The 25,845-nt window shown below is 44.4% G+C and carries 26 protein-coding genes; 20 read left to right on the forward strand and 6 right to left on the reverse strand.

Annotation, left to right across the window (positions count from 1 at the left end; genetic code table 11):
- From atpA to B3V56_RS04070, 7 genes are all read left to right on the forward strand, one after another.
- Window positions 1-1,056, forward strand: a 1,056-nt coding sequence (atpA, locus tag B3V56_RS04040; protein WP_289283987.1) for a F0F1 ATP synthase subunit alpha, incomplete at its 5' end; no start/stop codon positions are given.
- A gap of 14 nt (window positions 1,057-1,070) precedes the next feature.
- Entirely contained in the window at window positions 1,071-1,937 is an 867-nt protein-coding gene (atpG, locus tag B3V56_RS04045) for a F0F1 ATP synthase subunit gamma (RefSeq protein WP_286306029.1), read from the forward strand.
- Window positions 1,938-1,967: 30 nt separating this feature from the next.
- Window positions 1,968-3,344, forward strand: a complete 1,377-nt coding sequence (atpD, locus tag B3V56_RS04050) for a F0F1 ATP synthase subunit beta (RefSeq protein ID WP_286306030.1) — start codon at window positions 1,968-1,970, stop codon at window positions 3,342-3,344.
- A 17-nt stretch (window positions 3,345-3,361) separates the two neighbouring features.
- Window positions 3,362-3,790, forward strand: a complete 429-nt coding sequence (locus tag B3V56_RS04055) for a F0F1 ATP synthase subunit epsilon (protein ID WP_286306031.1) — start codon at window positions 3,362-3,364, stop codon at window positions 3,788-3,790.
- A 100-nt stretch (window positions 3,791-3,890) separates the two neighbouring features.
- Entirely contained in the window at window positions 3,891-5,255 is a 1,365-nt protein-coding gene (gene glmU, locus B3V56_RS04060; RefSeq protein ID WP_289282860.1) for a bifunctional UDP-N-acetylglucosamine diphosphorylase/glucosamine-1-phosphate N-acetyltransferase GlmU, read from the forward strand.
- Window positions 5,256-5,273: 18 nt separating this feature from the next.
- Window positions 5,274-5,978 (forward strand): HNH endonuclease, encoded by a 705-nt coding sequence (locus B3V56_RS04065; protein WP_289282859.1) that lies wholly within the window; start codon window positions 5,274-5,276, stop codon window positions 5,976-5,978.
- Window positions 5,979-6,698: 720 nt separating this feature from the next.
- On the forward strand, window positions 6,699-7,550 hold the full coding sequence (locus B3V56_RS04070; protein ID WP_289282858.1) for an AraC family transcriptional regulator: 852 nt from the start codon (window positions 6,699-6,701) through the stop codon (window positions 7,548-7,550).
- A 373-nt stretch (window positions 7,551-7,923) separates the two neighbouring features.
- Here B3V56_RS04070 and B3V56_RS04075 read toward each other — a convergent pair whose 3' ends face one another.
- From B3V56_RS04075 to bfr, 3 genes are all read right to left on the reverse strand, one after another.
- Window positions 7,924-8,046, reverse strand: coding sequence for a hypothetical protein (locus B3V56_RS04075; RefSeq protein ID WP_289282857.1), 123 nt, complete (start codon window positions 8,044-8,046; stop codon window positions 7,924-7,926).
- A 292-nt stretch (window positions 8,047-8,338) separates the two neighbouring features.
- Entirely contained in the window at window positions 8,339-8,665 is a 327-nt protein-coding gene (locus B3V56_RS04080; RefSeq protein ID WP_289282856.1) for a DUF1820 family protein, read from the reverse strand.
- A gap of 605 nt (window positions 8,666-9,270) precedes the next feature.
- Window positions 9,271-9,753, reverse strand: a complete 483-nt coding sequence (bfr, locus tag B3V56_RS04085; RefSeq protein ID WP_289243531.1) for a bacterioferritin — start codon at window positions 9,751-9,753, stop codon at window positions 9,271-9,273.
- A gap of 169 nt (window positions 9,754-9,922) precedes the next feature.
- On the opposite strand from bfr, the gene B3V56_RS04090 reads away from it, so the two are divergent.
- The 10 genes from B3V56_RS04090 to B3V56_RS04135 all read left to right on the forward strand — a co-directional run bounded on the left by B3V56_RS04090 (window position 9,923) and on the right by B3V56_RS04135 (window position 18,904).
- Window positions 9,923-11,260 carry a ferredoxin reductase family protein gene (locus tag B3V56_RS04090; protein ID WP_289282855.1) on the forward strand — a complete coding sequence of 446 codons (1,338 nt, stop codon included), beginning with the start codon at window positions 9,923-9,925 and terminating at the stop codon, window positions 11,258-11,260.
- Window positions 11,261-11,343: 83 nt separating this feature from the next.
- Complete coding sequence (gene corA / locus B3V56_RS04095) at window positions 11,344-12,297, forward strand: magnesium/cobalt transporter CorA (protein WP_289243529.1); 954 nt, start codon at window positions 11,344-11,346, stop codon at window positions 12,295-12,297.
- Between the two features lie 52 nt (window positions 12,298-12,349).
- A complete protein-coding gene (locus B3V56_RS04100) occupies window positions 12,350-12,718 on the forward strand; it encodes a winged helix-turn-helix transcriptional regulator (protein ID WP_289282854.1) in 369 nt (122 codons plus the stop codon).
- Window positions 12,719-12,770: 52 nt separating this feature from the next.
- On the forward strand, window positions 12,771-13,766 hold the full coding sequence (locus tag B3V56_RS04105; RefSeq protein ID WP_289282853.1) for a hypothetical protein: 996 nt from the start codon (window positions 12,771-12,773) through the stop codon (window positions 13,764-13,766).
- A 16-nt stretch (window positions 13,767-13,782) separates the two neighbouring features.
- Complete coding sequence (locus B3V56_RS04110; RefSeq protein ID WP_286306043.1) at window positions 13,783-14,145, forward strand: glutaredoxin family protein; 363 nt, start codon at window positions 13,783-13,785, stop codon at window positions 14,143-14,145.
- Window positions 14,146-14,200: 55 nt separating this feature from the next.
- Window positions 14,201-14,845: a hypothetical protein gene (locus tag B3V56_RS04115; RefSeq protein WP_289282852.1), complete on the forward strand. Its 645-nt coding sequence runs from the start codon at window positions 14,201-14,203 to the stop codon at window positions 14,843-14,845.
- A 142-nt stretch (window positions 14,846-14,987) separates the two neighbouring features.
- Complete coding sequence (locus B3V56_RS04120; protein WP_289283988.1) at window positions 14,988-17,078, forward strand: TonB-dependent siderophore receptor; 2,091 nt, start codon at window positions 14,988-14,990, stop codon at window positions 17,076-17,078.
- 112 nt (window positions 17,079-17,190) lie between these two features.
- Complete coding sequence (locus B3V56_RS04125) at window positions 17,191-17,529, forward strand: zinc ribbon domain-containing protein YjdM (RefSeq protein ID WP_289283114.1); 339 nt, start codon at window positions 17,191-17,193, stop codon at window positions 17,527-17,529.
- 146 nt (window positions 17,530-17,675) lie between these two features.
- Window positions 17,676-18,101, forward strand: coding sequence for a hypothetical protein (locus tag B3V56_RS04130; protein ID WP_289283115.1), 426 nt, complete (start codon window positions 17,676-17,678; stop codon window positions 18,099-18,101).
- Complete coding sequence (locus tag B3V56_RS04135) at window positions 18,101-18,904, forward strand: DODA-type extradiol aromatic ring-opening family dioxygenase (protein WP_289283116.1); 804 nt, start codon at window positions 18,101-18,103, stop codon at window positions 18,902-18,904. The genes B3V56_RS04130 and B3V56_RS04135 overlap by 1 nt, the downstream gene beginning before the upstream one ends.
- Before the next feature lie 29 nt (window positions 18,905-18,933).
- Here the strand turns inward: B3V56_RS04135 and B3V56_RS04140 are convergent, their stop codons facing one another.
- Complete coding sequence (locus B3V56_RS04140) at window positions 18,934-20,103, reverse strand: MFS transporter (RefSeq protein WP_289283117.1); 1,170 nt, start codon at window positions 20,101-20,103, stop codon at window positions 18,934-18,936.
- Between the two features lie 100 nt (window positions 20,104-20,203).
- On the opposite strand from B3V56_RS04140, the gene B3V56_RS04145 reads away from it, so the two are divergent.
- Window positions 20,204-21,067 (forward strand): LysR family transcriptional regulator, encoded by an 864-nt coding sequence (locus B3V56_RS04145; protein ID WP_289283118.1) that lies wholly within the window; start codon window positions 20,204-20,206, stop codon window positions 21,065-21,067.
- A 285-nt stretch (window positions 21,068-21,352) separates the two neighbouring features.
- The gene (locus tag B3V56_RS04150; protein WP_289283119.1) at window positions 21,353-22,273 is read left to right on the forward strand and encodes a DUF808 domain-containing protein; all 921 of its coding nucleotides are present in this window, start codon (window positions 21,353-21,355) and stop codon (window positions 22,271-22,273) included.
- 38 nt (window positions 22,274-22,311) lie between these two features.
- Here the strand turns inward: B3V56_RS04150 and gdhA are convergent, their stop codons facing one another.
- Window positions 22,312-23,637 carry an NADP-specific glutamate dehydrogenase gene (gene gdhA, locus B3V56_RS04155; protein ID WP_289283120.1) on the reverse strand — a complete coding sequence of 442 codons (1,326 nt, stop codon included), beginning with the start codon at window positions 23,635-23,637 and terminating at the stop codon, window positions 22,312-22,314.
- A 198-nt stretch (window positions 23,638-23,835) separates the two neighbouring features.
- Between gdhA and B3V56_RS04160 the strand changes: the two genes are divergently transcribed.
- Window positions 23,836-24,423, forward strand: coding sequence for a hypothetical protein (locus B3V56_RS04160; protein WP_289283121.1), 588 nt, complete (start codon window positions 23,836-23,838; stop codon window positions 24,421-24,423).
- Window positions 24,424-24,457: 34 nt separating this feature from the next.
- On the opposite strand, the gene B3V56_RS04165 is transcribed toward B3V56_RS04160, so the two are convergent.
- On the reverse strand, window positions 24,458-25,837 hold the full coding sequence (locus B3V56_RS04165) for a DegQ family serine endoprotease (RefSeq protein WP_289283989.1): 1,380 nt from the start codon (window positions 25,835-25,837) through the stop codon (window positions 24,458-24,460).
- Window positions 25,838-25,845: the final 8 nt, after the last annotated feature.

Here is a 25,845-nt window from a genome sequence, read left to right on the forward strand (position 1 = left end):
CAGCGTGAGCTGATCATCGGTGACCGTCAAACGGGTAAAACAGCGATTGCTATAGACACCATCATCAACCAAAAAGGTACAGGCGTTAAATGTATCTATGTGGCTGTTGGTCAAAAAGCGTCTTCTATTGCTAACGTTGTTCGTAAATTAGAAGAGCATGGTGCATTAGATCACACCATCATCGTTGCGGCTTCTGCATCAGATTCTGCTGCACTGCAATTTATTGCTCCTTATGCAGGTTGCTCGATGGGTGAGTACTTCCGTGATAAGGGTGAAGATGCACTGATCATCTATGATGACTTAACTAAACAAGCATGGGCCTACCGTCAGGTATCTCTGTTGTTACGTCGTCCACCTGGTCGTGAAGCATACCCTGGTGACGTTTTCTACCTTCACTCACGTCTGTTAGAACGTGCTGCACGTGTTAACGCAGACTACGTTGAAAAAGAAACTAACGGTGCTGTAACTGGTAAAACAGGTTCATTAACCGCATTACCAATCATCGAAACACAAGCGGGTGACGTTTCTGCATTCGTTCCGACTAACGTAATTTCGATCACTGACGGTCAGATCTTCCTAGAAACTGACTTATTCAACTCAGGTATCCGTCCTGCGATTAACGCGGGTCTATCGGTATCTCGTGTTGGTGGTGCGGCTCAGACTAAAATCATCAAGAAACTGGGCGGTGGTATTCGTCTAGACTTAGCTCAGTATCGTGAATTGGCAGCGTTCGCTCAGTTTGCTTCTGACCTTGATGAAGCGACACGTGCACAGATTAACCGTGGTCAACGTGTTACTGAACTGATGAAACAGAAACAATATCAACCTCTGTCAGTGGCTGAAATGGCGGTATCGCTGTTCGCAGCTAACGAAGGTTTCCTGGATGATGTTGAAGTCAATAAAGTGGGCGACTTTGAAGCCGCTTTATTAGCGAATATGCATTCAAACCAAGCTGACTTGATGGCAACTATTAACGAAACCGGTAACTTTAATGACGACATTGCAGCGCAAATGAAAACTGCAATTGAGAGCTTTAAAAAAACTGGTAGCTGGTAATCGGAGCATAAGTCATGGCTAGCGGTAAAGAGATACGGACTCAAATTGGCAGCATCAAAAATACGCAGAAAATTACTTCTGCTATGGAGATGGTTGCAGCGAGTAAAATGCGTAAGGCTCAAGATCGCATGGCAGCGACACGTCCTTATTCAGACAAGATTTACAACGTTATTCAGCATTTAGCTTTTGCACATCCAGAGTACAAACATCCGTACTTACAAGATCGTGAAGAAAGCAAACGTGTTGGCTACATTGTGGTCTCGTCTGATCGCGGACTTTGTGGCGGTCTGAATAACAACCTGTTTAAATCCGTTTTGAAAGATATCAAAACAAAATTGGATGCAGGTTTGGAAGTAGATGTCTGTGCTATCGGCCAGAAAGCGTCTACTTTCTTTAAACGACTGCCCGTCAACCTTGTCAGTCAGAAAGTGCAATTAGGTGATGCGCCACAAGCGCATGAACTGATTGGTACTGTTAAGGTTATGCTGGATGCTTACAACGAAGGTCAGATTGACAGCCTATATTTTGTTTATAACGAGTTCGTGAACACCATGACTCAAGACAACAAAATTGTACGGTTGTTACCGGCCAAGCCTGAGAAGCCGAGCGAAGAGCTTTCCCATCACTGGGATTACATTTACGAACCTGATGCAAAAGATGTACTTGACGACCTGCTCGTTCGTTACATCGAATCATTAGTTTACCAAGGTGTTGTCGAGAATATTGCCTGCGAGCAAGCATCTCGAATGATCGCAATGAAAAATGCGAGCGACAATGCAGGTGATCTTATTGATGACTTGCAATTGGTTTACAACAAAGCTCGACAAGCTGCGATTACGCAAGAGATCTCCGAGATTGTTGCAGGTGCCGCTGCGGTATAACTGATATAGAAGATATTAAGAGGAAGCGAGATGAGCTCTGGAAAGATTGTTCAAATTATCGGCGCGGTCGTCGACGTGGAATTCCCACGTGACAGCCTGCCTAAAGTATATGACGCCCTCATGGTTGATGAAGCTGGCTTAACGCTGGAAGTTCAACAACAATTAGGTGACGGTGTTGTTCGCGCGATTGCCATGGGTACAACTGATGGTCTGAAGCGTGACTTAGCAGTTTCTAACACAGGTAAAGCGATTAGCGTACCGGTTGGTAAACAAACATTAGGTCGTATCATGGACGTCTTAGGTAACCCTATTGACGAAAAAGGCGACATCGGTGAAGAAGCACGTTGGGGTATCCATCGTTCTGCACCGACTTTTGACGAATTAGCAGCAAGTAATGAATTACTTGAAACAGGTATCAAAGTTATCGACCTGGTTTGCCCATTCGCGAAAGGTGGTAAAGTTGGTCTGTTCGGTGGTGCTGGTGTAGGTAAAACCGTTAACATGATGGAACTGATTCGTAACATCGCGATCGAGCATAGCGGTTACTCAGTATTCGCCGGTGTTGGTGAACGTACTCGTGAAGGTAACGACTTCTATCATGAAATGACAGATTCAAACGTTATCGACAAAGTATCACTGGTATATGGTCAGATGAATGAGCCACCTGGTAACCGTCTACGTGTTGCGTTGACTGGTCTGACCATGGCGGAATACTTCCGTGACGAAGGTCGTGACGTACTGTTCTTCGTTGATAACATCTACCGTTACACACTGGCCGGTACTGAAGTATCAGCTCTGTTAGGTCGTATGCCTTCTGCGGTAGGTTACCAACCGACACTGGCTGAAGAAATGGGTGTTCTGCAAGAACGTATCACGTCAACTAAGACAGGTTCTATCACCTCTATCCAAGCGGTATACGTACCTGCGGATGACTTGACTGACCCATCACCAGCTACCACTTTCGCTCACTTAGACGCGACAGTTGTATTATCACGTTCAATTGCTGAATTAGGTATCTACCCAGCGATTGACCCGTTAGATTCAACTTCACGTCAGCTTGATCCATTAGTGGTTGGTAACGAGCACTATGAAGTGGCACGTGGCGTTCAAGGTACATTGCAACGTTATAAAGAACTGAAAGACATTATCGCGATCTTGGGTATGGACGAACTGTCAGAAGAAGACAAACTGACTGTATCTCGTGCTCGTAAGATTCAGCGTTTCTTGTCACAACCGTTCTTCGTAGCAGAAGTCTTTACTGGTGCACCTGGTAAATACGTCTCTCTGAAAGACACGATTGCTGGCTTCCAAGGCATTCTGAATGGCGACTACGATTCACTACCAGAACAAGCGTTCTACATGGTAGGTAGCATCGAAGAAGCTGTCGAGAAAGCTAAGAAGTACTAATCCCCTGGGAGGTAAACATGGCTATGACTATCCATGTTGATATCGTAAGCGCAGAGAATCAGATCTTTTCAGGTCTGGCACAAGCTGTCTTTGCATCAGCTGTGTTGGGTGAAGTGGGTATCTACCCACGTCACACTCCTATGCTGACTCGCCTTAAACCAGGTGAAGTTCGTGTCTTGAAAGAGAACGGCGAAGAAGAGCAGTACTACGTTTCTGGCGGCATGCTGGAAGTTCAACCACACGTTGTTACTGTGTTGGCTGACTCGGCATTACGTGCGGCTGACGTTGATGAAGCGGCTGCATTACAAGCGAAAGCGGATGCAGAAAAAGCAATCAACGATGGCTCAGCGAAACGTGACTTTGCAGAAGCTCAGAAAGAACTGGCTGAAGCAATGGCGCAACTGCGTGCAATCGAGCGACTAAGATCGAACAGTAAAGGACGCTAGTCTTTCACTGCAAAAAATAAAAAAGGCTGTCCTCGTGACGGCCTTTTTTTTATCTATTGTCTGCTAAACTTAACCCATTATTACCAATACGGAATACCCTATGAGCCTGAGCATTATCATCCTCGCTGCCGGTAAAGGCACACGCATGAAATCAGCAAAACCCAAAGTCATGCACACATTGGCCAACAAACCTTTACTGCAACACGTGATTGATACCGCTAAACAACTCAATCCCAGTCAACTAGCCGTTGTGTGTGGCAGTGGTGCAGATGAGGTCATGCCTTATCTTGAACAGCAAGGTATCGATACGGCCATGCAGTTAGAGCAAAAAGGGACAGGCCATGCTGTTGAACAGGCTAAAGCTTTTTATCAGGATAGTGACCAAGTATTAGTGCTATACGGTGATGTACCGCTAATTGAAAACGCAACCCTTGAGGCACTGATTCATGAAGGTGATGCCAGCACACTCAAAGTACTGACCACGGTATTGGATGACCCAACAGGCTATGGACGCATCGTGCGTGATGTCACTGGTCGTATGCTGATGATCACGGAAGAAAAAGACGCTAACGAAGAAACCCGTGAGATCAACGAAGTGAATACCGGCATTATGTGTATTCCAGCTAAATGGTTAAACACAGCCTTATCACAACTTGATAATAATAATGCCCAAGGCGAATATTACCTGACGGATCTGATTGCTAAAGCCGTTGAAGAAGGTATAGATATTGATTCGATTACTTGTGAGGATGAACAGGAAGTTGCAGGCGTCAATAACCGTGTCCAAATCGCTGAGCTGGAAAGTTATTACCAGCAGAAAAAAGCGACTGAATTAATGATGGCAGGCGTCACCATGCGTGATCCGGCTCGTGTCGATATTCGTGGTGAACTGACGGTAGGACAAGACATTACGGTTGATGTGAATGTGATTTTTGAAGGTAATAATACATTGGCAAATGATGTCACGATCGGCGCCAACTGCATCATCATCAATAGCGTGATTCATGAAGGTGCTGAAATCTTACCTAATAGCATTATAGAAAATGCCGAAGTGGGCGCTAACTGTTCCGTTGGGCCTTATGCACGTTTACGTCCGGGTAGCCGTTTAGCGGCTAAAGCCAAAGTCGGTAACTTCGTTGAAGTCAAAAATGCCAATATCGGATTAGGTTCTAAAATCAATCATTTAAGTTATATTGGTGATACCGATATGGGCGCCGATGTGAATATTGGTGCCGGTACGATTACCTGTAATTATGATGGAGCCAATAAACATCGTACTGTGATTGGTGATCGGGTGTTTGTTGGATCGGATACGCAGTTGGTTGCTCCGGTGAATATTGAGGATGGGGCGACGATTGGGGCTGGGTCTACGATTCGCAAAACCGCGCCGGCTGGTGAGTTAACGTTGACGGTGTCTAAGCAGAAGACGGTTAGTGGGTGGCAGAGGCCGGTGAAGAAAAAGTAAATGGCTTGAAGGGATTTTATGGCTGCTGAAAATGAGATTATTTCTTACTTTGAAATGTGTCGACGGGAAGGCTCTTCACTGCAAAGAGGAATGAACTTTAGGATTCATGGTGGTCACTCTGTATTTCTTATGTCTGTCCAGACTAACGCTCCTTATCAAGATGCGGTTTTGGATGATGGTGCCGTTTTGATTTACGAAGGCCATGACCATTCACGTACACCAGAAGTGCCAATGCCAAAACTAGTCGATCAACCAGAGTTTCTGCCAAGTGGTAATTTGACCGAGAATGGCAAATTTCACAGAGCTGCACAAGCTTTCAAGGCTGGCACTAAAGCGCCTGATTTAATTCGTGTCTATGAAAAATTGCGAAAAGGAATCTGGGGATATAATGGATTATTTCATCTCACAGATTCATGGAGAGAAGATGATGGTAATCGTGAGGTCTTTAAGTTTCGTCTCGAAGCTATAGAAGAACTCCAGGACAGTTCTGCTCCGGTAGACACAGAGTTTAAAGACTCCAAACATCGCAGAATCATTCCCACCCACGTTAAGCTAGAAGTATGGAAGCGAGATGGTGGTAAATGCACCATGTGTGGCTCAACTGATGAATTGCATTTTGATCACATTCTTCCATACTCCAAAGGTGGTACCTCACTGAAGGCTGAAAATATTCAGCTATTGTGTGCAAGGCACAACATACAGAAGAGCGATAAGATCGAATAAGTCCAATATGGAATTATATTCTTACCTCATACGCTGCCGCTGAGGCGTTCATTTATTTTGCATGCCCAAAATAAACGAACCAAACAAAAGGGCACCCGATATTGCCTATCTCTAAAGATTCACTGTATTTTATGGCGTGGACACCAACTCGCTACGCTCAAACACGTGCCCACTTAATCCATAAAATACAGCGAATTTTTAGCGGCAATAGACGGGACGAAAAGCGATCCCTATTTCCACGTTTGTGCTGACGAGGAATGACATTTATTCAGGTCTGAGGGCGGCTAGTGTTTTATTCGTGGCATCCATGCCACTCCCCCTATGGGCGCCTCCGGCGTCCAAATTTGTTCCAGACAAATTTGTGAGCGCAGCGAGTTTTAGCCGACCACCTGAATCAATGTTATGACGAGTGGAGCCGCAGGCCAGCACGGTGGGGTGCCCTAGGGTTGTTAGGGAAATGGGCACGCACTTCCCTGACTCGCCTTCAAGGCGAAATAATGACTTGGGTAGGTTGGGTAGAGGAACGAAACCCAATATATATCAAGACTCAGGATTTGTTGGGTTTCACAGGTTCAACCCAACCTACATTTAAAATTGGCACACATTTCCCTGATTCGTCATCAAGACCAAATAATGGCAATATTAAAAGAGCAATTTCTGTCAGGCTTCATTTCTTAAATACAACGATACTGTCTCTCGAATTGAGGGGATGGGTAAATCATGAGCAAGTATGAAAATAGAATGATGAAGGTGTGTGAGTATATTCAGTCACACCTTTATGATGATTTATCCGTCGATTCGCTGAGCCAGATTGCACATTTTTCGAGGTATCACTTTCACCGTCAGTTTGCTGACTTTGTCGGCATTAATGTCGCTAGATACATTCAGATTTCTCGGTTGAAACGTGCAGCTTATCAGTTAGTGTTTGAGCCTAAGTTACGTGTGATTGATATTGCCTTACAAGCAGGTTTTGAAAGTCCAGAGTCATTTTCGCGTGCATTCAAAAATTACTGTCAGCAGAGTCCTTCTCAATTCAAACAAATGCCCAAGTGGGAAATTTGGAATGAACTGATTAAATTAACAAGAATTGAGAGGTCAATGATAATGAATGTAGAAATTGTGGAGTTTGTGGAAACAAAAGTAGCAGTATTAGAACACCGTGGTTCACCGAATGTGCTGAATGATTCCATTAGTAAATTTATTGATTGGCGTAAGCAAAGTGGTTTATCACCGGTAAAGACGAGTGATACGTATGGTGTGCCATATAACGATCCCAATGTTGTCAGTGCTGATGAGTTTGAGTTTGACCTTTGTGGTTCTGTCCTGGCTGATATTCCAGAAAATGAACAAGGTCTAATAACAAAAATAATTCCGGCTGGGCGATGTGCCAAAGTAAGACATTTTGGCTCACGGGATGATATTGATACACCGATTTATTATCTTTACGGTCAGTGGTTACCGGAAACAGATGAAGAGCTACGTGATTTCCCTGTTTTCTTTCACTATATCAATATGTTTCCAGAAGTGGATGAGCATGAATTGATTACCGATATTTATTTACCGTTGAAATAAAGGCACTTTTTTATGCACGGAGAGGTGCTTTTTAGTCCCCCGTCTGTGCTGACGAGTAGCGCAGGTTTGTCTGGATAACGGCTGGTTAGTGTTTGAGCGTTAGCGAGTTTTAACCAGACGCCAGACAAATTGAGCAACGCAGTGGAGCCGTAGGCCAGCGCGGTGGGGTGCCCTAGGGTTGTTAGGGAAATGGGCACGCATTTCCCTGACTCGCCATTAAGGCGAAATTAATGACATTATCTAAGATAAGCCTTCGAGTATTGATGATGATTTACTTTCTTTCATACGCTACCGCTGGGCGTTCATTTATTTTGCATGCCCAAAATAAATGAACCAAACAAAAGGGCACCCGAAATTGCCTTTGATCCAAAAATTAAGCTTGTTTGATGGCAATAGACGGGAAGAGTGGGAGCTTTTCAAATCCCCCGTTTGTGCTGACGAGTAGCGCAGCTTTGTATGGATAACGGCTGGTTAGTGTTTGATTCGTGGCATTCATGCCACTCACCCTTTGGGCGCCTCCGGCGTCCAAATTTGTTCCAGACAAATTTGTGAGCGTAGCGAGTTTTAGCCGACTGCCTGAATCAATGTTATGACGAGTGGAGCCGCAGGCCAGCACTGTGGGGTGCCTTAGGGTTGTTAGGGAAATGGGCACGCATTCCCCTGACTCGCCATTAAGGCGAAATAATGACTCGGGTAGGTTGGGGAGAGGCACTAAACTCAAGGTACAAGATTGAGGTTATGTTTGTTGGGGTTAACAAGCTCAACCCAACCTACTTTTTTAAGCAACTTTATTTATTGCTTGGCGTATAAATCGGGCTTGGGAAGTGTGTAACTTTGCCATCAAATTCGGTGATCTTGGCTAAGCCTTTTTTAGTCACCGAATCAATTCTCAGCACCGCATGCATCGGAATGTAGGTGCGTGTCACATCAGCAAATTCGTCTTTCAGTTTTTCGTGGCTGGGGTCTAGTACTACTGAGGTGTGAGTATCCCAGACAAAATCACCAATTTCGATAAAACCAAATAAGCCGCCCTGGCTGAGTTCGCGGGCGTACAGTTCGTAACGTTGGCCAGCTTGGATGAATTCGATGCGGTATAAGAGTTCTTGTTTGCTCATGGTTTCTTCGTTTAGCTTTTTGGCCGCTATTTAATGGTGTTAGTGGAAACTGCTTGTTGCAGTTGGTTGAGGATTAAATGGGGGGGGAGGTGTCGTTTTCAAGCATTTGCTTGGGGCTAGGGGTGAAATCCTATAGATGATTTACTTTTTCACATCAGGCACTGCCGCTGGGGCGTTCATTTTTTGCTTGGCCAAAAAACGAACCAAAAAAGGCCAGCCCAAGCTTGCCCTGCGGGTTCCCTGTGCTTCTCAATCAATTTGGAACACAATGAAAACTCGCTACGCTCAGACACTCATTGTGTTTTATCCAAATTAATTTGCGATGCTCGGCAGCGCAAAAGGCGGTTAAATTCTTTCTGCAAAAGGTTATTTTCAAATCCCCCGTTTGTGCTGACGAGTAGCGGAGGTTTATCTGGATCATGATTGGTCAGTGTCTGACCGAAGGGAGTTTTGACTAATCACCAGATAAAGCGAGCAACGCAGTGGAGCCGCAGGCCAGCACGGTGGGGTGCCCTAGGGTTGTTAGGGAAATGGGCAAACATTTCCCTAACTCACCATCAAGGCGAAATTGACGAGCTTGGAGAGCGTATCCAGCCTAACGAGAACTACTCCGCTTCGGCCAATGTCATGGCTTGCAGATAATTTTCCAGTCCCATTTTGTCAATCAGGCCAAGCTGTTGTTCTAACCAGTGGGTGTGATCCAGCTCGGTATCTTCCAGCTGTTGTTTGAGCATTTTACGGGTTTCATAGTCTTTTTCGGCTTCGCAAAGAGCAATTCCATCACGCAGGTTTTTGACGACGGCGTATTCCAAGTCGAGGTCATTTTGTAGCATCTCTTTGACGGTGTGACCAACATGAAGTGGTTCGCGGTGTGTCAGGTCGGGCATGCCTTCCAGAAACAAAATGCGTTTGATCATTTGGTCGGCGTGTTCGGTTTCGTCCTGCATTTCGTGAGCGATGCGATTATAGAGGCGAGTCAGTCCCCAGTCTTCATACATACGTGAGTGAATGAAGTATTGATCCATAGCGGTCAGTTCGCCTGCGAGTAATGTATTGAGAAGTTCAATAACTTTTGGGCTGCCTTTCATATGCTGATCCTGTTTTGTATGTGCTAAAAACACGCTGTTTTTGATGTGCGTTTGTTGTCATTGTAATCAAACTAGTCAGACCATGCAGATCTGATTATGACGTTAACGTTGCCTTAACTTTTGTTGGGTTAAATTAGCCGTAAGAATTCCATCACTTCATCAGAGACTCATGAAAAAGATTAAATATGCCTTTCTCACAGCACTGTTATTGCCCACTGCGTTGTGGTTGATGGCCGATAATTTATGGCCAGCTCCGTTTACTTACTTTTCGTTTAGGGCTGTATTTGTTCAATACAGTGGTGTCATCGCCATAGCCGTAATGAGTATCGCGATGTTGTTGGCATTGAGACCAAAGATTGTTGAGCCTTTTTTTCATGGTCTGGACAAGATGTACCGTTTGCATAAATGGCTGGGTATCAGTGCGCTGGTATTTGCGGTATCACATTGGTGGTTTGCAAAAGGCACGAAATGGATGGTGGGCTGGGGTTGGCTAGTTAAACCTGAGCGTGGCCCCAGAGGCGCGCAGCCAGAGTTAGGTTTCTGGGAAGGCTTATTTCGTTCACAGCGTGGCTTAGCTGAGACTATTGGTGAGTGGGCTTTTTATGTTGCTGCTTTGTTGATTGTGCTGGCTTTAATTAAACGTTTTCCTTATCGCTTATTTGCTAAGACGCATAATTTATTAGCGATTACTTATCTGCTATTTGTTTTTCATGCAGTGATATTACTGCGATTCGAATATTGGTCTCAGTCTATAGGTTGGTTGATGGCCGTATTACTCCTAGGTGGGACTATCTCTGCAGTCTTGGTGTTGATGGGGCGAGTGGGTGCTAAGCGTAAAATAAGGGGCCATATTACTGAGCTGGAATATCACTCGGATATGCGAGTGATGGAAGTAACGGTAAAAATGGATAAAGGCTGGCCTGGGCATAATGCCGGACAGTTTGCTTTTGCGATGTCAGATAAAAAAGAAGGTGCTCATCCCTACACTATCGCTTCAGCCTGGAATCCGGACACGCGTTTGATTCGTTTTGTGATTAAAGAGCTGGGTGATCATACGGCACGATTAAAGCAACGTTTGTCAGTGAGTATGCCGGTCATGATGGAAGGACCCTATGGTGAGTTTAACTTTACGGATGATAAGCCAAGACAGATCTGGATTGGTGCGGGAATCGGCGTCACGCCATTTATTGCTCGCATGAAACGTTTAGCGGATGAGAGGGATGGTAAAATCATCGACTTTTTTCATCCCACGTCACAGATTAATGATGTCGTCAGACAAAAGTTATCCGCTGATGTAGAAGCCTCAAACGTCACGCTACACTTAATGGTGGATGATGAAGATGGCCACCTCGATGCAGAACGAATTCGTGCAGCTGTTCCAGACTGGCAAGAGGCCAGTATCTGGTTTTGTGGGCCATCAGCTTTTGGTGAAGCCTTACGCAAGGACTTCATTCAGCATGGATTACACCCTGATCAGTTTCATCAGGAGTTATTTAAACTGCGATAGATGGATTAGTCATCGGCATGAAGCATTCGTTACGATACAATGCCAAGCTCACCCGCCAGTTACACTAGCAAAGAGGAGTTCGCATGCTTCGTCTGTACAAAATCGCAAAAGGTCTAATCAAAGAAATTCCGGTTGAGGGAGAGATTTCTGCCGCGCAATTGCGAGAGGCTGATTGGATTGATGCGCTTGAACCAGATGATGACGAACGGGCGTTACTGGGTACCTTGTTTAGTGATGAAGTGCCTGATGTGGATGATGTCGAAGAAATCGAAGCGTCAGCACGCTGTTTTACGGATCAGGACGGTTTGCATGTGCATTCCTTATTCCTTGGTTATTCAGAAGGTCGACATCATACTGTTTCTGTCGCTTTTATCTTGCAAGAAGATCGCTTGGTGGCGATTCGTGATGGTGAGTTGAGTGACTTCCGTTTGCTGCGTATGCGTGCCCGTCGTGGGCAAATCAGCTGCAAAACACCACGTGAGTTACTCATCACCTTGATGGAACAAAAGGTCGAAAACCATGCGGATAATCTGGAAGATATCCATCGTGAACTGGAACGAGTCAGCCATTTAGTTTTGGAAGATGAAGCGGCTGATTTGGAAGATTGCATCAGCCAGTTGGCCAGGCTGGAAGACAGTAACGGAAAGATTCGTCTGTGTTTGATGGATACGCAGCGTGATATTTCCTTTCTGCTCAGAAATCTACGTGAGGCGACTGAGTCACGTGAAACTTTATATGAGATCCTGCGAGATCTGGAAACGTTGATGTCTCATACCACGTTCCTGTTCGATAAAATTAACTTCCTGATGGATTCGACTCAGGGCTTTATCAATATTCAACAAGCCCAGATCATTAAAACCTTCTCGATTGCCGCCGTCGTGTTTTTACCACCCACATTGGTGGCGAGTATTTATGGTATGAACTTTCATGTCATGCCAGAGCTGGACTGGGAGTTCGGCTACCCTATGGCCATCGGCCTGATGGTCGCTGCTGGCATGGCACCTTACTTTTATTTCAAACGTAAAGGCTGGTTATAACGCCAAATGATTATCTCGGGGGACATGAGCTGATGATGAGTAAGCTAAGAAAATGATGACATGGGATGTTTACAATAAAAATTGTCCGACACGTTTAGTGCTGGATCGCATTGCTGATAAATGGACCGTTCTTACTGTTGGTGCCTTGGCAAAAGAGACAAAACGTTTTAGTCAGTTACAACGCGAGCTTGATGGTATCTCACAGAAAATGTTGACACAGACATTACGCGGACTGGAGCGAGACGGCGTGATTCAGCGTCAGGTGTATCCAACAGTGCCCCCCAAAGTTGAATATTCTTTGACACCACTTGGGCGTACCCTCATCACCTTATTAGAGAATATAACGCATTGGTCTGAAAACAATATTGAGAGAGTGATTGAGGCCCAGCAAGCCCATGATGAGCAATCGTCTGGGAAATAAACTGAAAGTGTATTGTCAGCTTAACGAAGCTAATCCAAGTTAAAGGAAAAAAATGTATACAGATGATGATTTACAGCAGGCGGTAGAAAAAGGCATCTTCACTGCTTCAGCTGTAGAGCAATTTCGTATAGACAGGTTGCAAAGACACAATACGCATTTTGCTGACGAAGAAGACTTCAAACTGGTCTCAAGTTTTAATGATATCTTTGTGTTGATGGCTTGTGCTTTATTACTGCTATCGACAGGATGGGTACTACAGGCTGCAAGTCCTGCATTAGCAGCGCTTGTAGTTGCTGGACTTTCATGGGGACTGGCCGAGTTTTTTGTGTTAAAAAGAAAAATGGCTTTGCCCGGCATCTTCTTACTGGTGAGTTTTGTCGGCAGTATATTTGCTGCTGTGATGCTCACCATCGGTTGGCCATCTGAAAATGGCTTTATGCTGGCAGGTTCAGTAGCTGCTGTTGCGGCATGGTGTCATTGGAAGCGCTTTAAAGTGCCGATCACTGTGGCTGCTGGCACAGCCTCAGCCGTGGTTTTTATCGTGTCACTACTGGTCTCACTATTCCCTTCATTAAAAAGTTATTTAAGTTGGCTAATGTTTGGTGGCGGTCTGGTGGTGTTTATTGTCGCGATGCGTTGGGACGCCGCCGATCTAAAACGTGTAACAGGCAAGTCTGACGTGGCCTTCTGGTTACATTTAACTGCAGCGCCTTTGATTGTGCATCCGATCTTTTCCACGCTGGGTATTTTTGATGGTCAACACAGTAGTGCAAGCTTAGCTTTGATTATGGGCTTATATCTGCTGCTGACCTTGGTCTCATTAGTCATTGATCGTCGTGCCTTTATGGTCTCTGCCTTGGTCTATGTGCTGGTGGCCCTAACCAAGTTATTAGATACCTATGGACTGGCGGGTGACAGCTTTGCGTATGTCGGCGTATTTATTGGGTTTTCCTTACTGCTGCTGTCCGGTTTTTGGCACAAAGCACGTTATCAGCTTGTGAGACATTTACCGGCAAGCTGGCAGGCGAAAGTTCCGGTTATCCAATGAATAATCAGGCTGGAAAATGAAGAAGTTTCTGTTATTTGTAGCAGTGTTTGTGCTGGTGCAGCAGTGGCATACCGTGAAAGACTTCTTTTATCCACCGAAAGATTATGCTTATTTACCTGCCACCTACGTCACGATGTATTCCACGCAATGGTGTGGCTACTGTGCAAAAATGCGGGCATTTATGGAGCGAAGAAATATCGCTTATGATGATCTGGATATTGAAAAGTCAGCTCAGGCAAAACGTAATTTTGATGCTCTAGGCGGTGGTGGCGTACCTTTATTAGTCGTCAATAAACACGTGGTGCGTGGCTACAATCCGAATCTTGTACTACACCATCTGGATGCTATCGAGGTGGCGTCGAGTCCTGTTCAGCACTAATGTCTTGGCATTGAGATTGCTACGTCATCATTGAACTTCAGGATGAGGACATAAGATGACGATTTCCAGCCAATCAGCACGTGACCTAACGGCAAATATTACCGCCTTGTCAGACAAATCGGTGGCTTTAATGCACCAACGCAGCATGTCTGATGAAGCTGTGACAACTTTTCAGAATATCTTACAAAAAGTACAAGAAATTCATGATCCCAAAGCCGCATTGAGGAGCTTGTCTGCTGAAGAGCTTGATGTGGTCAGACAAGCTCATAGCTTGGCTGGGTCCATTAACATTTCGGTGTTATCTGACGAAGGCGCAGCTAATCTATTGAATGCTCCAGGCCATACCCACGATTTAAATAATGATGGACTCACCACCATTGGTGAAGGTCATATGTTTACGTTCCCTCCTGAAAATGCTCCCGCTTCGTTTAAAGCGGCTTGGGAAAAAGCATCCGAAGGGCGGTCGGTAATGGACATTCCAACGCATATGATTCTTGCGGTTGGCTTAGCCAATATCGGTCGTGAACCTGGTGATCCTAACTGGGTTAATCCTTATGCAAGTGCAGACTATGAGTATGGTGCGGCGGTTTCAGAGATTATTGAAAGTGTGGAGTATCAATACAACCACAATATGATGTCTTTTGAGCAGTATCAGAAAAATATGAGTTTTTATAACACCTTAACTGAGGCGATGGCTTAGGAATATGAAGGTTGGATGATTTAACAGCGCTTACTCGCCTTTTTTAACGTCGTCATTCCTGAGTTTTGTTTTGACATAAAACGCTAATTTCCGTAAATTATTACAAATAATAATCATTGTTATTTAGTTTACGGGGCATAAAATGAATCAAGCAAATAGTCAGGCTATTCGGCCAGGCTCATCTCTCCTATTGTTAAGCAGTCTGATTTTGGCAAGCTTGCCTGTTCATGCAGATGACAGCGTGGATCTTCCGCGAGTGGAAGTGACATCTAATCAATATAAAGAAAGTAATGGTTATATTGATCTGGAAAAGGAACCACAAGTGGGGAAAATGAGTGTCTCAGCAGAAAACACGCCTTTTTCTATTGCCACCATTTCAGATGACTTTATGGAAGATCTTGGGGCAAATTCCATACAAGATGCATTAGGCTATACCTCTGGTATTTATGTGGGGGGGAGTTTCGATACGCGTATTGATTCAGCAAAAGTTCGTGGCTTAGATCCTTCATCCTATGTTGATGGCTTACGGTATAACTATGGTTACTACAATACGGTGCGAATCCACCCTTATACACTTGAAAATATAGAAGTATTAAAAGGGCCATCAGCAACACTGTATGGCCAAGGTGACTTGGGCGGTATTGTGAATATGAACTCAAAGATGCCTAAAGCTGAGCAGCAAGGCGAAGTTTGGGCTCAATATGGTTCGCATAATCGTAAACAATTGGGTGTTGATGTAACTGGCCCTGTGGATGAGGATGGTCAACTTCTATATCGATTCGTAGGGGTTACCCGCGATAGTGACACACAGGTTGATCATGTGAATGACGATAGCTTTTTGATTATGCCTTCTCTGACCTGGCGGATTAGTGACGATACAAATTTATCGGTGTTATTTACCAGACAGAAAACAGATAGTGTGGTGTCTACTCAGTTTTTACCTTCTGTCGGTACTTTATACGATGGCCCATTAGGTCATATCGATACTGATACCTTTGTTGGTGAGCCGGGGTGGGACCGATACGATACCGAGATGACATCATTCACCACGATGTTTGACCATCGCTTTAATGATAGCTGGAAATTTTCTGCGGTTGCTCGTTATTTAGAATCACAAAGCTGGACGCGCGAACATTGGGTTGATATTCCATCTATACCAGCCGCTGATGGCACGGTAAATCGTACTATTTACACCGTAGATAAAGAAGTACGAGCACTTAATTTTGATGCCAGATTGGAAGGTATGTTTGATGTAGGTATGACAAATCATACCTTCGTAGTTGGTGTTGATCGTCAAGAGGCTACCTACGAAGAAGATAACTACTTTTACGGTACTGGCTTAGGCGGCACCATTAATGTCTATAATCCTCAATACGGTAACTTACAAAGTGGTGTTATTTCATACTCAAACCCCGATGATAATCGTATTGAACAAACAGGGGTTTATGTCGCCGACTCAATGGAAATTGGTCCCGTAGTTATCTCTGCTGCATTACGTCATGATTGGGCAAAAAATATCTCTCTCGCAGAAACTGGTCCAGATACAGAAAGTAATGAGAAAGTGAATACTGGAAGGATTGGATTAATGTACCGTTTTGATAATGGTATTTCACCATATGCCAGTTACACCGAAGCCTTTGTCATGAACTTGGGCACAGATGGGGCTGGTGGCACACTAGAGCCAACGACAGGTGTGCAACGCGAGTACGGTGTCAAATATTTATCTGATGATCGTAGTTTAGCTATCACAGCAGCTTACTTTGATATTACCCAACAAAATCGTGTAGAGCAGGGTTCAACACCGGGGGGCGTTTCGCAAACGGGTGCTACAGTTGATGGTTGGGAAATTCAGGCCAATAAACGCTGGGATAATTTCGAAACGCAGTTAGCCTACACGCAGCTCCACGCTGATGACGCGAACGGTAAACGTCTTGGCTCTGTAGCAGAACGGAATGCTTCGTGGTGGAATAAATTCTACATTGGCACTAATTGGCGTTTAGGTGCCGGTGTTCGCTATCTGGGTAGTAGAACTGGCTCAGGTGGCGCACCCTATATTCCATCAGAGATTTTGGTCGATGCGATGCTTGGATATTCTTACCAAAATTGGGACTTTACAGTTAATGCCCAGAATGTGACTGACGAAGTCTATACAGCATGGTGTCGAGGGGCTGGACAAGATTGTGGTTATGCACAGCGTCGTAATATTACAGGGAATGTTCGTTACCACTTCTAATCAGCATTTCTTAGAATTAAAAAGGCTCCGAAAGGGGCCTTTTTTATGCAGATAAAACAGGTTTTAACACGTATATCGGTTAGAATAACCCTTTTGTTTATCTGGAATTGAAATGAGCGATCTGCCGAATTGTCCTGCCTGTGGTTCTGAATACACCTATCAAGATCAAGATATGTTTGTCTGTCCTGAGTGTGCGCATGAGTGGCAGGAAGGTGAGAATAGTACAGCGGCTGATGATGATGTTATTCGTGATTCAAACGGTAATGTCTTGGAGGATGGTGACACGGTTACGGTGATTAAAGATCTGAAAGTAAAAGGATCTTCGGCTGTGGTGAAGGTAGGTACCAAAGTAAAAAATATCCGTTTGGTCGGTGGTGATCATGATATCGATTGTAAAATTGATGGTATTGGCGCCATGAAACTCAAATCTGAGTTTGTTAAAAAAGCCTGATACTTTTCATAGCCTGCCATGTATAGATCTTATTAGCTCGCTCTTATTTAAGGGAATATTATTGCTATGTCAGTAGAAGTGTTGCTGTTGAGATGGCAGTCATGTTTACCGTTTATATGTTCAGCATCGTGAGTTTGAAGTAGCAAATGAAAACACAAGTGAGCGGTTGGGCAGTAGTTCAAGAAGAGCCTTCAGGCTGTGGTATCGCTGCCTGTGCTAATTTAGCCCAGATAAGCTATGCCGAAGCCAAACAGCTAGCCAATTCATGGGGTATCTTTGCCGAGGATAAAACGCTTTGGTCCGAGACTTGCCATGTCAGGCAGTTACTCTCTGCATTGCATATCTCAGTCAGTAATAAGCAAACGACTTTTGTGTCATGGGACAGATTGCCTGATAGAGCGCTTATCGCTCTAAAGTGGCATAGGGAGCAAGGAAAGCCATTTTGGCATTGGGCGGTGTTTACGCGTGATGGCGACAATGCTGTGGTCATTGATTCTGCCAGACGTTTGAAATCACCTATCAGAACAGACTTTGGCCGAATGAAGCCAAAGTGGTTTATCGAGGTGAAATGATGGCAGATATCGTATTCATTTCCCATGGAGGTGGGCCTTTACCGCTATTAGGTGACCCTTCACATCAAGAGTTAGTTGACACACTGACTACCCTCTCAACACAGATAAAAAAACCAAAAGCGATTATTGTGATCAGTGCGCACTGGGAAGCAAATCATGTCCGCATCACACATCAAAAACAGCCTGGTTTGCTCTATGACTATTATGGCTTTCCTGAGGCTTCTTATGCGTTTAAATACCCTTGCGAAGGTGCACCTGAGTTAGCTGAACAGATAGTGAAAAAACTTAATGCCGCCAATATAGCTGCGGAGCTTGAGGAAGAGCGGGGACTGGATCATGGGGTGTTTGTGCCGCTAACCATTATGTATCCAGATGCAGATATTCCCTGTATTCAGCTTTCTTTAGTCAATGGGTTGGATCCTGAGCTTCATCTAAAGATCGGAGAAGTACTGAATGACACTCTGGCTGAAGATGTGCTTATTATTGGTTCGGGTTTTTCATTTCATAATATGCGCGCTTTTTTTAGCAAAGACGATCCGACTCATGCACAAATGAATCAGTCTTTTGAAGACTGGCTCGCTGAGACGTGCTCAAGTGCTAATATCAGCGAGCAAGATAGGAAGGTGCGTTTGCAACACTGGGATGAAGCGCCTCACGCACGCTATTGTCACCCCAGAGAAGAACATCTGTTACCCCTTCATGTTTGTTATGGTGCTGCTGGGCGAGCTTGTGATGCTGTGTATTCTCTATCTATATTAAATAAACAGGCCAGTATGTACCTATGGTCTACACCTGGATATTGAGCCTCAATTGTGAGTGAGTGTTTACACTTTTAATACTTTTTTGATCTGAACCCAAAAAAGCAGGCGATGATAGCAATACTACAGGCGCCTATAACAACTCCATGCCAAGCATAATGCTGGTAAAGCAAAACTGAGAACCAGGACCCAAATGCACCACCGATAAAATAACAGGTCATATAGGCTGAAGTGAGCCTATTCCTGATGTCAGGGTGTAATGAATAAATTTTATTTTGATTGCTGACATGCACTAACTGTACAGCCAAATCCAACAATAATACGCCGACTAGAAGCGCAATAAGTGAACTTGGCGCCTTAAAGAGCAGTAGCCAGCTAAGTAGTAATACTGATAAACCTAAACGAGTACCAAGATCGCCTTTTCCGGCATCGGCTAATTTACCAGCCCATGACGCAGCAAATACACCTGCCACACCAACAAGACCAAACAAGCCGATAGTAGCGTCGCTATATTCATAGGGAGGCTCGGCTAATAGGAAGGCGAGGGGCGTCCAAAACATACTAAACAAGACAAATGACAACATCCCCAAAATGGATCGATAACGAAGTATTGGTTCTTTGATAAACAGGCCCATAACAGAGCCTAATATCTGCTTGTAGCTCATATCGTTATTGTTATGGTAAGTCGGTAAATAACGAGCCAAAGCCAGTGTTGTAATGAACATAGCAACAGCAGCAAACCAATAAATGTATCGCCAGCTACCCAGGCTGGATAAGCCGCCCGCCACAACACGAGCCAACAATATGCCCAGCAAAAGTCCGCCCATGATTGTGCCAATGACTTTGCCTCGGTGTTGTTCTGAGGCCAGTGTGGCGCCCAGTGGCAGTAATACTTGCGCGACAACAGAGCTAAGGCCTGTTATGGCTGTGCCGAGTAATAACCATGGCAAACTTCCAGCAAAGCCACTTATTAACAAACCAACGGTTGCGAATAGGCTCATGACAACAATAAGTTGACGGCGCTCTAGCCTGTCTGCCAACGGCACTAAAAACAACAAGCCTATGCCGTAACTCAGCTGAGCTGTGGTGACGATATTGCCGGCCAGGGAGTGACTTAGCCTGAATTCATTGGCTATGGTATCGAGTAATGGTTGGGCGTAGTAATTACTTGCTACGGCAATGCCGGTGGCGGTTGCCATCAGTAAAACTAAGCCTTGCGTAAGTACGGTTTGTTGTTTTGTCATAAGGCATTTCAGAGAGTGAATTAGCCATACTATGCGATGTAAGTATTAATGATTCAAATGCATTGTTATCATTGAAGCTATCTTTAAATGAGATAGATCAATGAATCTAAGACAAATTGAATATGTCGTAGCTGTAGCCGAAGAATCAAGTTTTACCCTGGCAGCTAGACGCTGCCACACCGTTCAGTCGGCATTAAGTCATCAGATTACAAAGCTAGAAGAGGAGTTAGGCGTATCCCTTTTTGAACGTACTTCAAGAAAGGTCTCTCTAACGCTGGCGGGACAGTCGTTTGTGGAGCAGGCTAAACATACCTTAGATTCAGTGCAAAAAATTTACACTGACGTGACAGCAACAACGGGGCTTGTTTCTGGCCGCCTTAATGTCGGGATGATTTCAGCAATGACTATAGTCAATATCGTAGATGTCTTTGCAGAGTTTCACCAAAATTATCCAGAGGTTGATATTGGTTTAAAAACAGCAGGTAGTGAAGTATTAATTACCGATGTGACAAACCATCGTCTCGATATAGCTTTGATTGGCTTATGGGTCGATGAATCCATATCTGGGGTGGAATATACTCAACTGGCTGAAGAGCCTCTGGTCGCCGTGCTTCCATGCAAACATCACTTGGCAAAGAATCAGCTGTTGTCATTACATCAACTTGCCTCTGAGCCGATGGTTAACTACCCAAAAGAAAGTAGTGCTCGAAGACAGACTGATGAAGCCTTTGCAAGTCAGGGACTGGTATCTAAAGTAAAGTTTGTGGTTGACCACATCAGTTTAATTGAGCAGTTAGTTGCGTCTGGCCTGGCTTATGCCATCGTTCCGAAGCCTTTGTCTGAACAATTCTCAGATGCTGTGGCTATACCCATAAAAGAAGCCCCAAAGCGTGCTTTGTATATGATTTGGTCATCAAGGCCCAGTCCAGCAGCAAAAGCATTTATGTCATTTATCCAGACTTAACAAAATTACTGGAAAGCGAGGAGGTCGTTTGGGTCGCGAAATAACCCGAATAAACTCACTATTAAATTGTTAGCGAAGACTTTAGGTGATCTTTGGCTCGTTCTCTTAACCGCTCTGATTTCTGTACTAATGTATTTGCTCGAGCCATTCTTAGCTTTATTTATATAAACGAGATATAGACTTCATCCACAATAAAATCCTGACTTTTTTGTCTTAGAAAAAGTCAGGTAGACAGCAGGAAAGCAAACAAATACGCTACCTGCAAATCATATAGGAATAAAAACTATGGCAAGTGTAGGTTTATTAGCTCTGGTCGATGATATTGCATCATTACTTGATGATGTATCAGTGATGACAAAGGTGGCGGCAAAAAAAACGGCGGGCGTATTAGGTGACGATCTTGCACTTAATGCACAACAAGTAACAGGTGTTGATCCCAAAAGAGAGTTACCTGTCGTATGGGCGGTAGCGAAAGGTTCATTTCTTAATAAACTGATACTTGTTCCTTTGGCTTTGATCATCAGTGCTGTTTTTCCGATTGGTGTGACGATTTTATTGATGCTTGGTGGTTTATTTCTTTGTTACGAAGGCATGGAAAAACTGGCTCATAAATGGTTACCACATGAAGAAAGTGATGACGAGCATAAGAAAAAACTGGCTGCAGCAACGGCAGATGAAGATATTGATATCAAAGCTTATGAACGTAAAAAAATAAAAGGGGCGATCAGAACAGATTTTATTCTTTCCGCAGAGATTATTGTGATCGCACTTGGTGTGGCTCAGGGTGAAAGTCTACCGACGCAAGCCATCGTGGTGTCTTTAATAGCCATTGTGATGACCTCAGGCGTATATGGCCTGGTAGCGGGTATTGTGAAATTCGATGATGCCGGTTTGGCTTTAGTCAAAGCCGGACAGGGCGATAGCCGCTTTGATGGTTTCCAGCGTAAGCTGGGTCAGGTCATTTTATTTCTCGCGCCCAAGTTGATGAAGTTTCTATCGGTGGTGGGCATGATCGCCATGTTTTTAGTCGGTGGCGGTATTCTGGTGCATGGACTCCCTTTTTTACATCATCTATTAGAGGGTTTGAATGCATCAATGGGTGCAGTCATGACCGTTATGATGCCTGTGTTATTTAATGGTGGTGTTGGCCTGATTGCGGGTGTGATGGTGTTATCCATTGTGACTGGCATGAAGAAATTGTTTTAAAAAGATGGGCCAGCCCCAATTCAGGCTGGCCCGTTTTTCTATATCAGACCAAAGGCTAACATGGCATTCGCCACACGTCTGAAGCCGGCAATATTGGCACCCAGTACATAATTGTGTGGTTCACCAAACTCTTCAGCGGTTTGGCAACAAGCTTTATGAATGTGGTTCATGATTTCATGCAGACGATCTTCATTGTATTCATAACTACTGCTGTGAGTGGCATTGAGCTGCATTTCTAAGGCGGATGAAGCCACGCCCCCCGCATTGGCGGCTTTGCCTGGAGCAAAAGCGACATTATTCGTCTGAAAGACTTTAATCGCTTCTGGTGTACTGGGCATATTGGCACCTTCACAGACAGCAATACAACCGTTTTTGACTAAGGTTTGTGCGTCTTCTTCTTCCAATTCATTTTGAGTAGCGCAGGGGAATGCAATATCACACGGAATATCCCAGATATTGCCATTTTCAATGTATTTGGCGTCAGGATGAATATCGAGATAAGTGTAGATTCGCTGTCTTTCTACTTCCTTTATACGAATAATGGCATCAACATCAATACCTTGTTCATGCACGATGACACCACCAGAATCTGAACAGGCAATGACTTTTGCACCAGAAGCCCGCAGTTTTTCCATAGCATAAGTCGCCACATTGCCTGAGCCCGAAACCAAGGCGACTTTGTCCTTCAATTCCTCATCATGAACAGCTCTGAGCATATCTTCACAGAAAAAGACGGCACCATAGCCGGTGGCTTTTTTACGAATTAATGTGCCACCCCAGCTTGGACTTTTACCTGTGATTACGCCCGCTTCATAACGTTGCGTAATACGCTTGTATTGACCAAACAGATAACCAATTTCTCTACTACCAACACCAATATCACCAGCAGGTACGTCGGTAGACTCACCAATATGACGATAAAGGCTGGTCATAAAACTCTGACAAAAACGCATGACCTCACGATCAGATTTACCTCTGGGGTCAAAGTCTGCTCCGCCTTTGCCACTACCAATAGGCAGGCCTGTTAACGCATTTTTGAAAGTTTGTTCAAAGGCGAGAAATTTGATTGTGCCAAGCGTGACACTGGGGTGAAAACGCAAGCCACCCTTGTATGGACCTAATGAACTATTAAAACCAACGCGAAAACCTCTGTTGATATGGAGTTCGCCATTATCATCTTCCCAAGGCACACGAAATATCACTTGTCGCTCTGGCTCACATAAGCGCTCGATAATTTTTTCTTGGTGATACTCAGGGTGACGTTCTAACACCGGTGTTAATGTTTCCAAAACCTCATACAGGGCTTGATGAAATTCTGGTTCGCCCGGGTTACGACTGATAATTTGCTGATAAATAGATTCCATTGTTCTCGGCTTATATCCTGTTGTTGAGTAAATGAAGACAGACAAATAGTGAGTGCTTCTGCTACTGACACTCAATATACGGGTGAGTTTTCTACTTTAGCAAATTACGCTGGCATGTAAATTTGTCCGTTTCGATTGACAACACATAATGAAAAGCATTTGATCATAGTTAATCACGACGCAAATGGACCTTTTATAATGAGAAAATCGTATGTTTTGATGTGGGTGTTGGGGTGGTGTTTACATTCACCTGTTGCGGCTGCCTATGACTGTTATCAACCTTCTCCTACAGTCGAGTCTTTGGAAGAGGAATACCGTAATAATGATAAAAGCCTTGTCATAGATAAAAATGAAGAAGCGCTCCAGTTTCTCAAACAACTGAAAGGACAATGGACAGGCACTGGCGAGGAAATTTCCTGTAAAGGTTCGGATAACAACCCACAAAAACTACATAAACAAATGCAAGTCGAAGCAGATGTTGAAGAAAGCAGTATTGTGTTGTTTAGAGCACGTTTAGAAAAAGTGTTTCCGGCAGAGCGTGTCAGTCGTTCGGAGACCTTAGGTCTGATTAATATCGAAAGTTTGTATGGACTGAGTGCAAACGGTCGACATATTGAGGCGAATCAACGTGAGTTTGCTTCGAATGGTCCTAATGCTGGTGTTCGTTATTTAGAGTATATGATTACCATTGATGCGCCTAATGATGATGAGCTCTATGTAGAATGGTCATTGTTTACTAACGGAGTCTACGTTTTTACTCAGAAGCTTAATCTCACCAGAAATTAAAAAAAGAGCCTGAATAGTCAGGCTCTTTTTTGACTTATTTAAGTAACAAGAACATCGCACGGCGGCCGCGAACAATATTAAATAATAATTCCTTCGCATTACTCACCATTGGCTTGAACTGCTCTAGTGCAGTGACTGGCTGGCGGTTGACCGAGGTGATAATGTCATCAGGTCTTAGGCCTGCTTTCCAGGCGGGGCTGCCACGCTTGACTGAATACACCACCACGCCTTCAATCTGACCGTAATAGGGCGAGTCCTGCTCAATATCACCAAAGGTGGCACCAGAAAGCTTAGGATGCACTAACCCATCAGATGCTGTCTTACGCGTTTGTTTTACTGTTGCTTTAATGGTTTTGGCTTTGCCATTGCGAATAATATCGAGCTTCACAGTTTGACCAACAACCATCAAACCAATGGTATTTCTTAGGCTATCCGCATTCAGCAATGGCGTGTCATCGACTGCTGTGATCACATCACCGACTTTCAAGCCGGCATCCGCGGCAGCTGAATCAGGAATCACATGACTCACAACGGCGCCTTGTTGACGCTCAATATTAAAGGCTTGTGCTAATTCAGGCGTAATATCCTGCATTTGAACACCTAAGTAAGCACGCTGCACTTCACCATGTTCTAAGAGCTGATCGGTAATTTGTTTAACGAGGTTACTGGGAATAGCAAAGCCGATACCGATATTGCCAGATGAAGCACCACCTGGTGAAAAAATAGCGGTATTGATACCTACCAGTTCGCCACGCAGGTTAACTAATGCACCACCTGAGTTACCAGGGTTAATGGAGGCATCTGTTTGGATAAAGTTCTCATAGCCTTCAATCCCGAGGCCACTTCTTCCCAAGGCACTAACAATACCTGAGGTGACTGTTTGTCCCAGACCGAATGGGTTACCGATGGCGACAACAAAATCACCAACGCGTAGTGAGTCGGAGTCTGCCAAAGGTAGGGCAGATAAGTTGTCATCTGGAATTTTAATGAGTGCCACATCGGTGGCAGGATCGCTACCAACAATCTCAGCCTGGAAAGTCCTGCCATCATTCAGTGAGACCGTCACTTCATCGGCGCCGCGTATGACGTGGTTATTAGTAATGACTAAGCCTTCTTTGGCATCAATAATGACGCCTGACCCCAGACTTTGACGTTGTCTGACCCTTGGCTGCTCGGGCACATTAAAAAAGTGCCTAAAAAAAGGGTCATTCATGAAAGGGTTATCTTGAACTCTGACTTCACTCTTTGTCGCAATGTTGACCACAGCAGGTTTACTGCGATCTAGCATTGGCGCCAATGTGGGCATTTCACCTTTATCAGAAAACCAGTTAAGTGGAAGGGCAGCTGATGCGACTTGAGCAATCAAAACAAAAGCGGCTAACCAGACAATGGATGATTTAAAGCTGAACTTCACAATGCCTC

Source organism: Methylophaga sp. UBA2513 (genome assembly GCF_002341285.1).
GTDB lineage: Bacteria > Pseudomonadota > Gammaproteobacteria > Nitrosococcales > Methylophagaceae > Methylophaga > Methylophaga marina.

Excerpts from the sequence above, each read along its gene's own strand:
- B3V56_RS04075 (WP_289282857.1), bottom strand. The coding sequence starts at position 8,046 with ATGAATGCCACGAATCAAACACTAACCAGCCGTTATCCATACAAAGCT.
- B3V56_RS04090 (WP_289282855.1), top strand. The coding sequence starts at position 9,923 with ATGAAAAAGATTAAATATGCCTTTCTCACAGCACTGTTATTGCCCACT.
- B3V56_RS04115 (WP_289282852.1), top strand. The coding sequence starts at position 14,201 with ATGACGATTTCCAGCCAATCAGCACGTGACCTAACGGCAAATATTACC.
- B3V56_RS04080 (WP_289282856.1), bottom strand. The coding sequence starts at position 8,665 with ATGAGCAAACAAGAACTCTTATACCGCATCGAATTCATCCAAGCTGGC.
- B3V56_RS04100 (WP_289282854.1), top strand. The coding sequence starts at position 12,350 with ATGATGACATGGGATGTTTACAATAAAAATTGTCCGACACGTTTAGTG.
- bfr (WP_289243531.1), bottom strand. The coding sequence starts at position 9,753 with ATGAAAGGCAGCCCAAAAGTTATTGAACTTCTCAATACATTACTCGCA.
- B3V56_RS04145 (WP_289283118.1), top strand. The coding sequence starts at position 20,204 with ATGAATCTAAGACAAATTGAATATGTCGTAGCTGTAGCCGAAGAATCA.
- B3V56_RS04125 (WP_289283114.1), top strand. The coding sequence starts at position 17,191 with ATGAGCGATCTGCCGAATTGTCCTGCCTGTGGTTCTGAATACACCTAT.
- B3V56_RS04105 (WP_289282853.1), top strand. The coding sequence starts at position 12,771 with ATGTATACAGATGATGATTTACAGCAGGCGGTAGAAAAAGGCATCTTC.
- B3V56_RS04070 (WP_289282858.1), top strand. The coding sequence starts at position 6,699 with ATGAGCAAGTATGAAAATAGAATGATGAAGGTGTGTGAGTATATTCAG.
- B3V56_RS04150 (WP_289283119.1), top strand. The coding sequence starts at position 21,353 with ATGGCAAGTGTAGGTTTATTAGCTCTGGTCGATGATATTGCATCATTA.
- B3V56_RS04135 (WP_289283116.1), top strand. The coding sequence starts at position 18,101 with ATGGCAGATATCGTATTCATTTCCCATGGAGGTGGGCCTTTACCGCTA.
- B3V56_RS04120 (WP_289283988.1), top strand. The coding sequence starts at position 14,988 with ATGAATCAAGCAAATAGTCAGGCTATTCGGCCAGGCTCATCTCTCCTA.
- glmU (WP_289282860.1), top strand. The coding sequence starts at position 3,891 with ATGAGCCTGAGCATTATCATCCTCGCTGCCGGTAAAGGCACACGCATG.
- B3V56_RS04065 (WP_289282859.1), top strand. The coding sequence starts at position 5,274 with ATGGCTGCTGAAAATGAGATTATTTCTTACTTTGAAATGTGTCGACGG.
- atpD (WP_286306030.1), top strand. The coding sequence starts at position 1,968 with ATGAGCTCTGGAAAGATTGTTCAAATTATCGGCGCGGTCGTCGACGTG.
- B3V56_RS04055 (WP_286306031.1), top strand. The coding sequence starts at position 3,362 with ATGGCTATGACTATCCATGTTGATATCGTAAGCGCAGAGAATCAGATC.
- atpG (WP_286306029.1), top strand. The coding sequence starts at position 1,071 with ATGGCTAGCGGTAAAGAGATACGGACTCAAATTGGCAGCATCAAAAAT.
- B3V56_RS04140 (WP_289283117.1), bottom strand. The coding sequence starts at position 20,103 with ATGACAAAACAACAAACCGTACTTACGCAAGGCTTAGTTTTACTGATG.
- gdhA (WP_289283120.1), bottom strand. The coding sequence starts at position 23,637 with ATGGAATCTATTTATCAGCAAATTATCAGTCGTAACCCGGGCGAACCA.
- B3V56_RS04160 (WP_289283121.1), top strand. The coding sequence starts at position 23,836 with ATGAGAAAATCGTATGTTTTGATGTGGGTGTTGGGGTGGTGTTTACAT.
- corA (WP_289243529.1), top strand. The coding sequence starts at position 11,344 with ATGCTTCGTCTGTACAAAATCGCAAAAGGTCTAATCAAAGAAATTCCG.
- B3V56_RS04110 (WP_286306043.1), top strand. The coding sequence starts at position 13,783 with ATGAAGAAGTTTCTGTTATTTGTAGCAGTGTTTGTGCTGGTGCAGCAG.
- B3V56_RS04130 (WP_289283115.1), top strand. The coding sequence starts at position 17,676 with ATGAAAACACAAGTGAGCGGTTGGGCAGTAGTTCAAGAAGAGCCTTCA.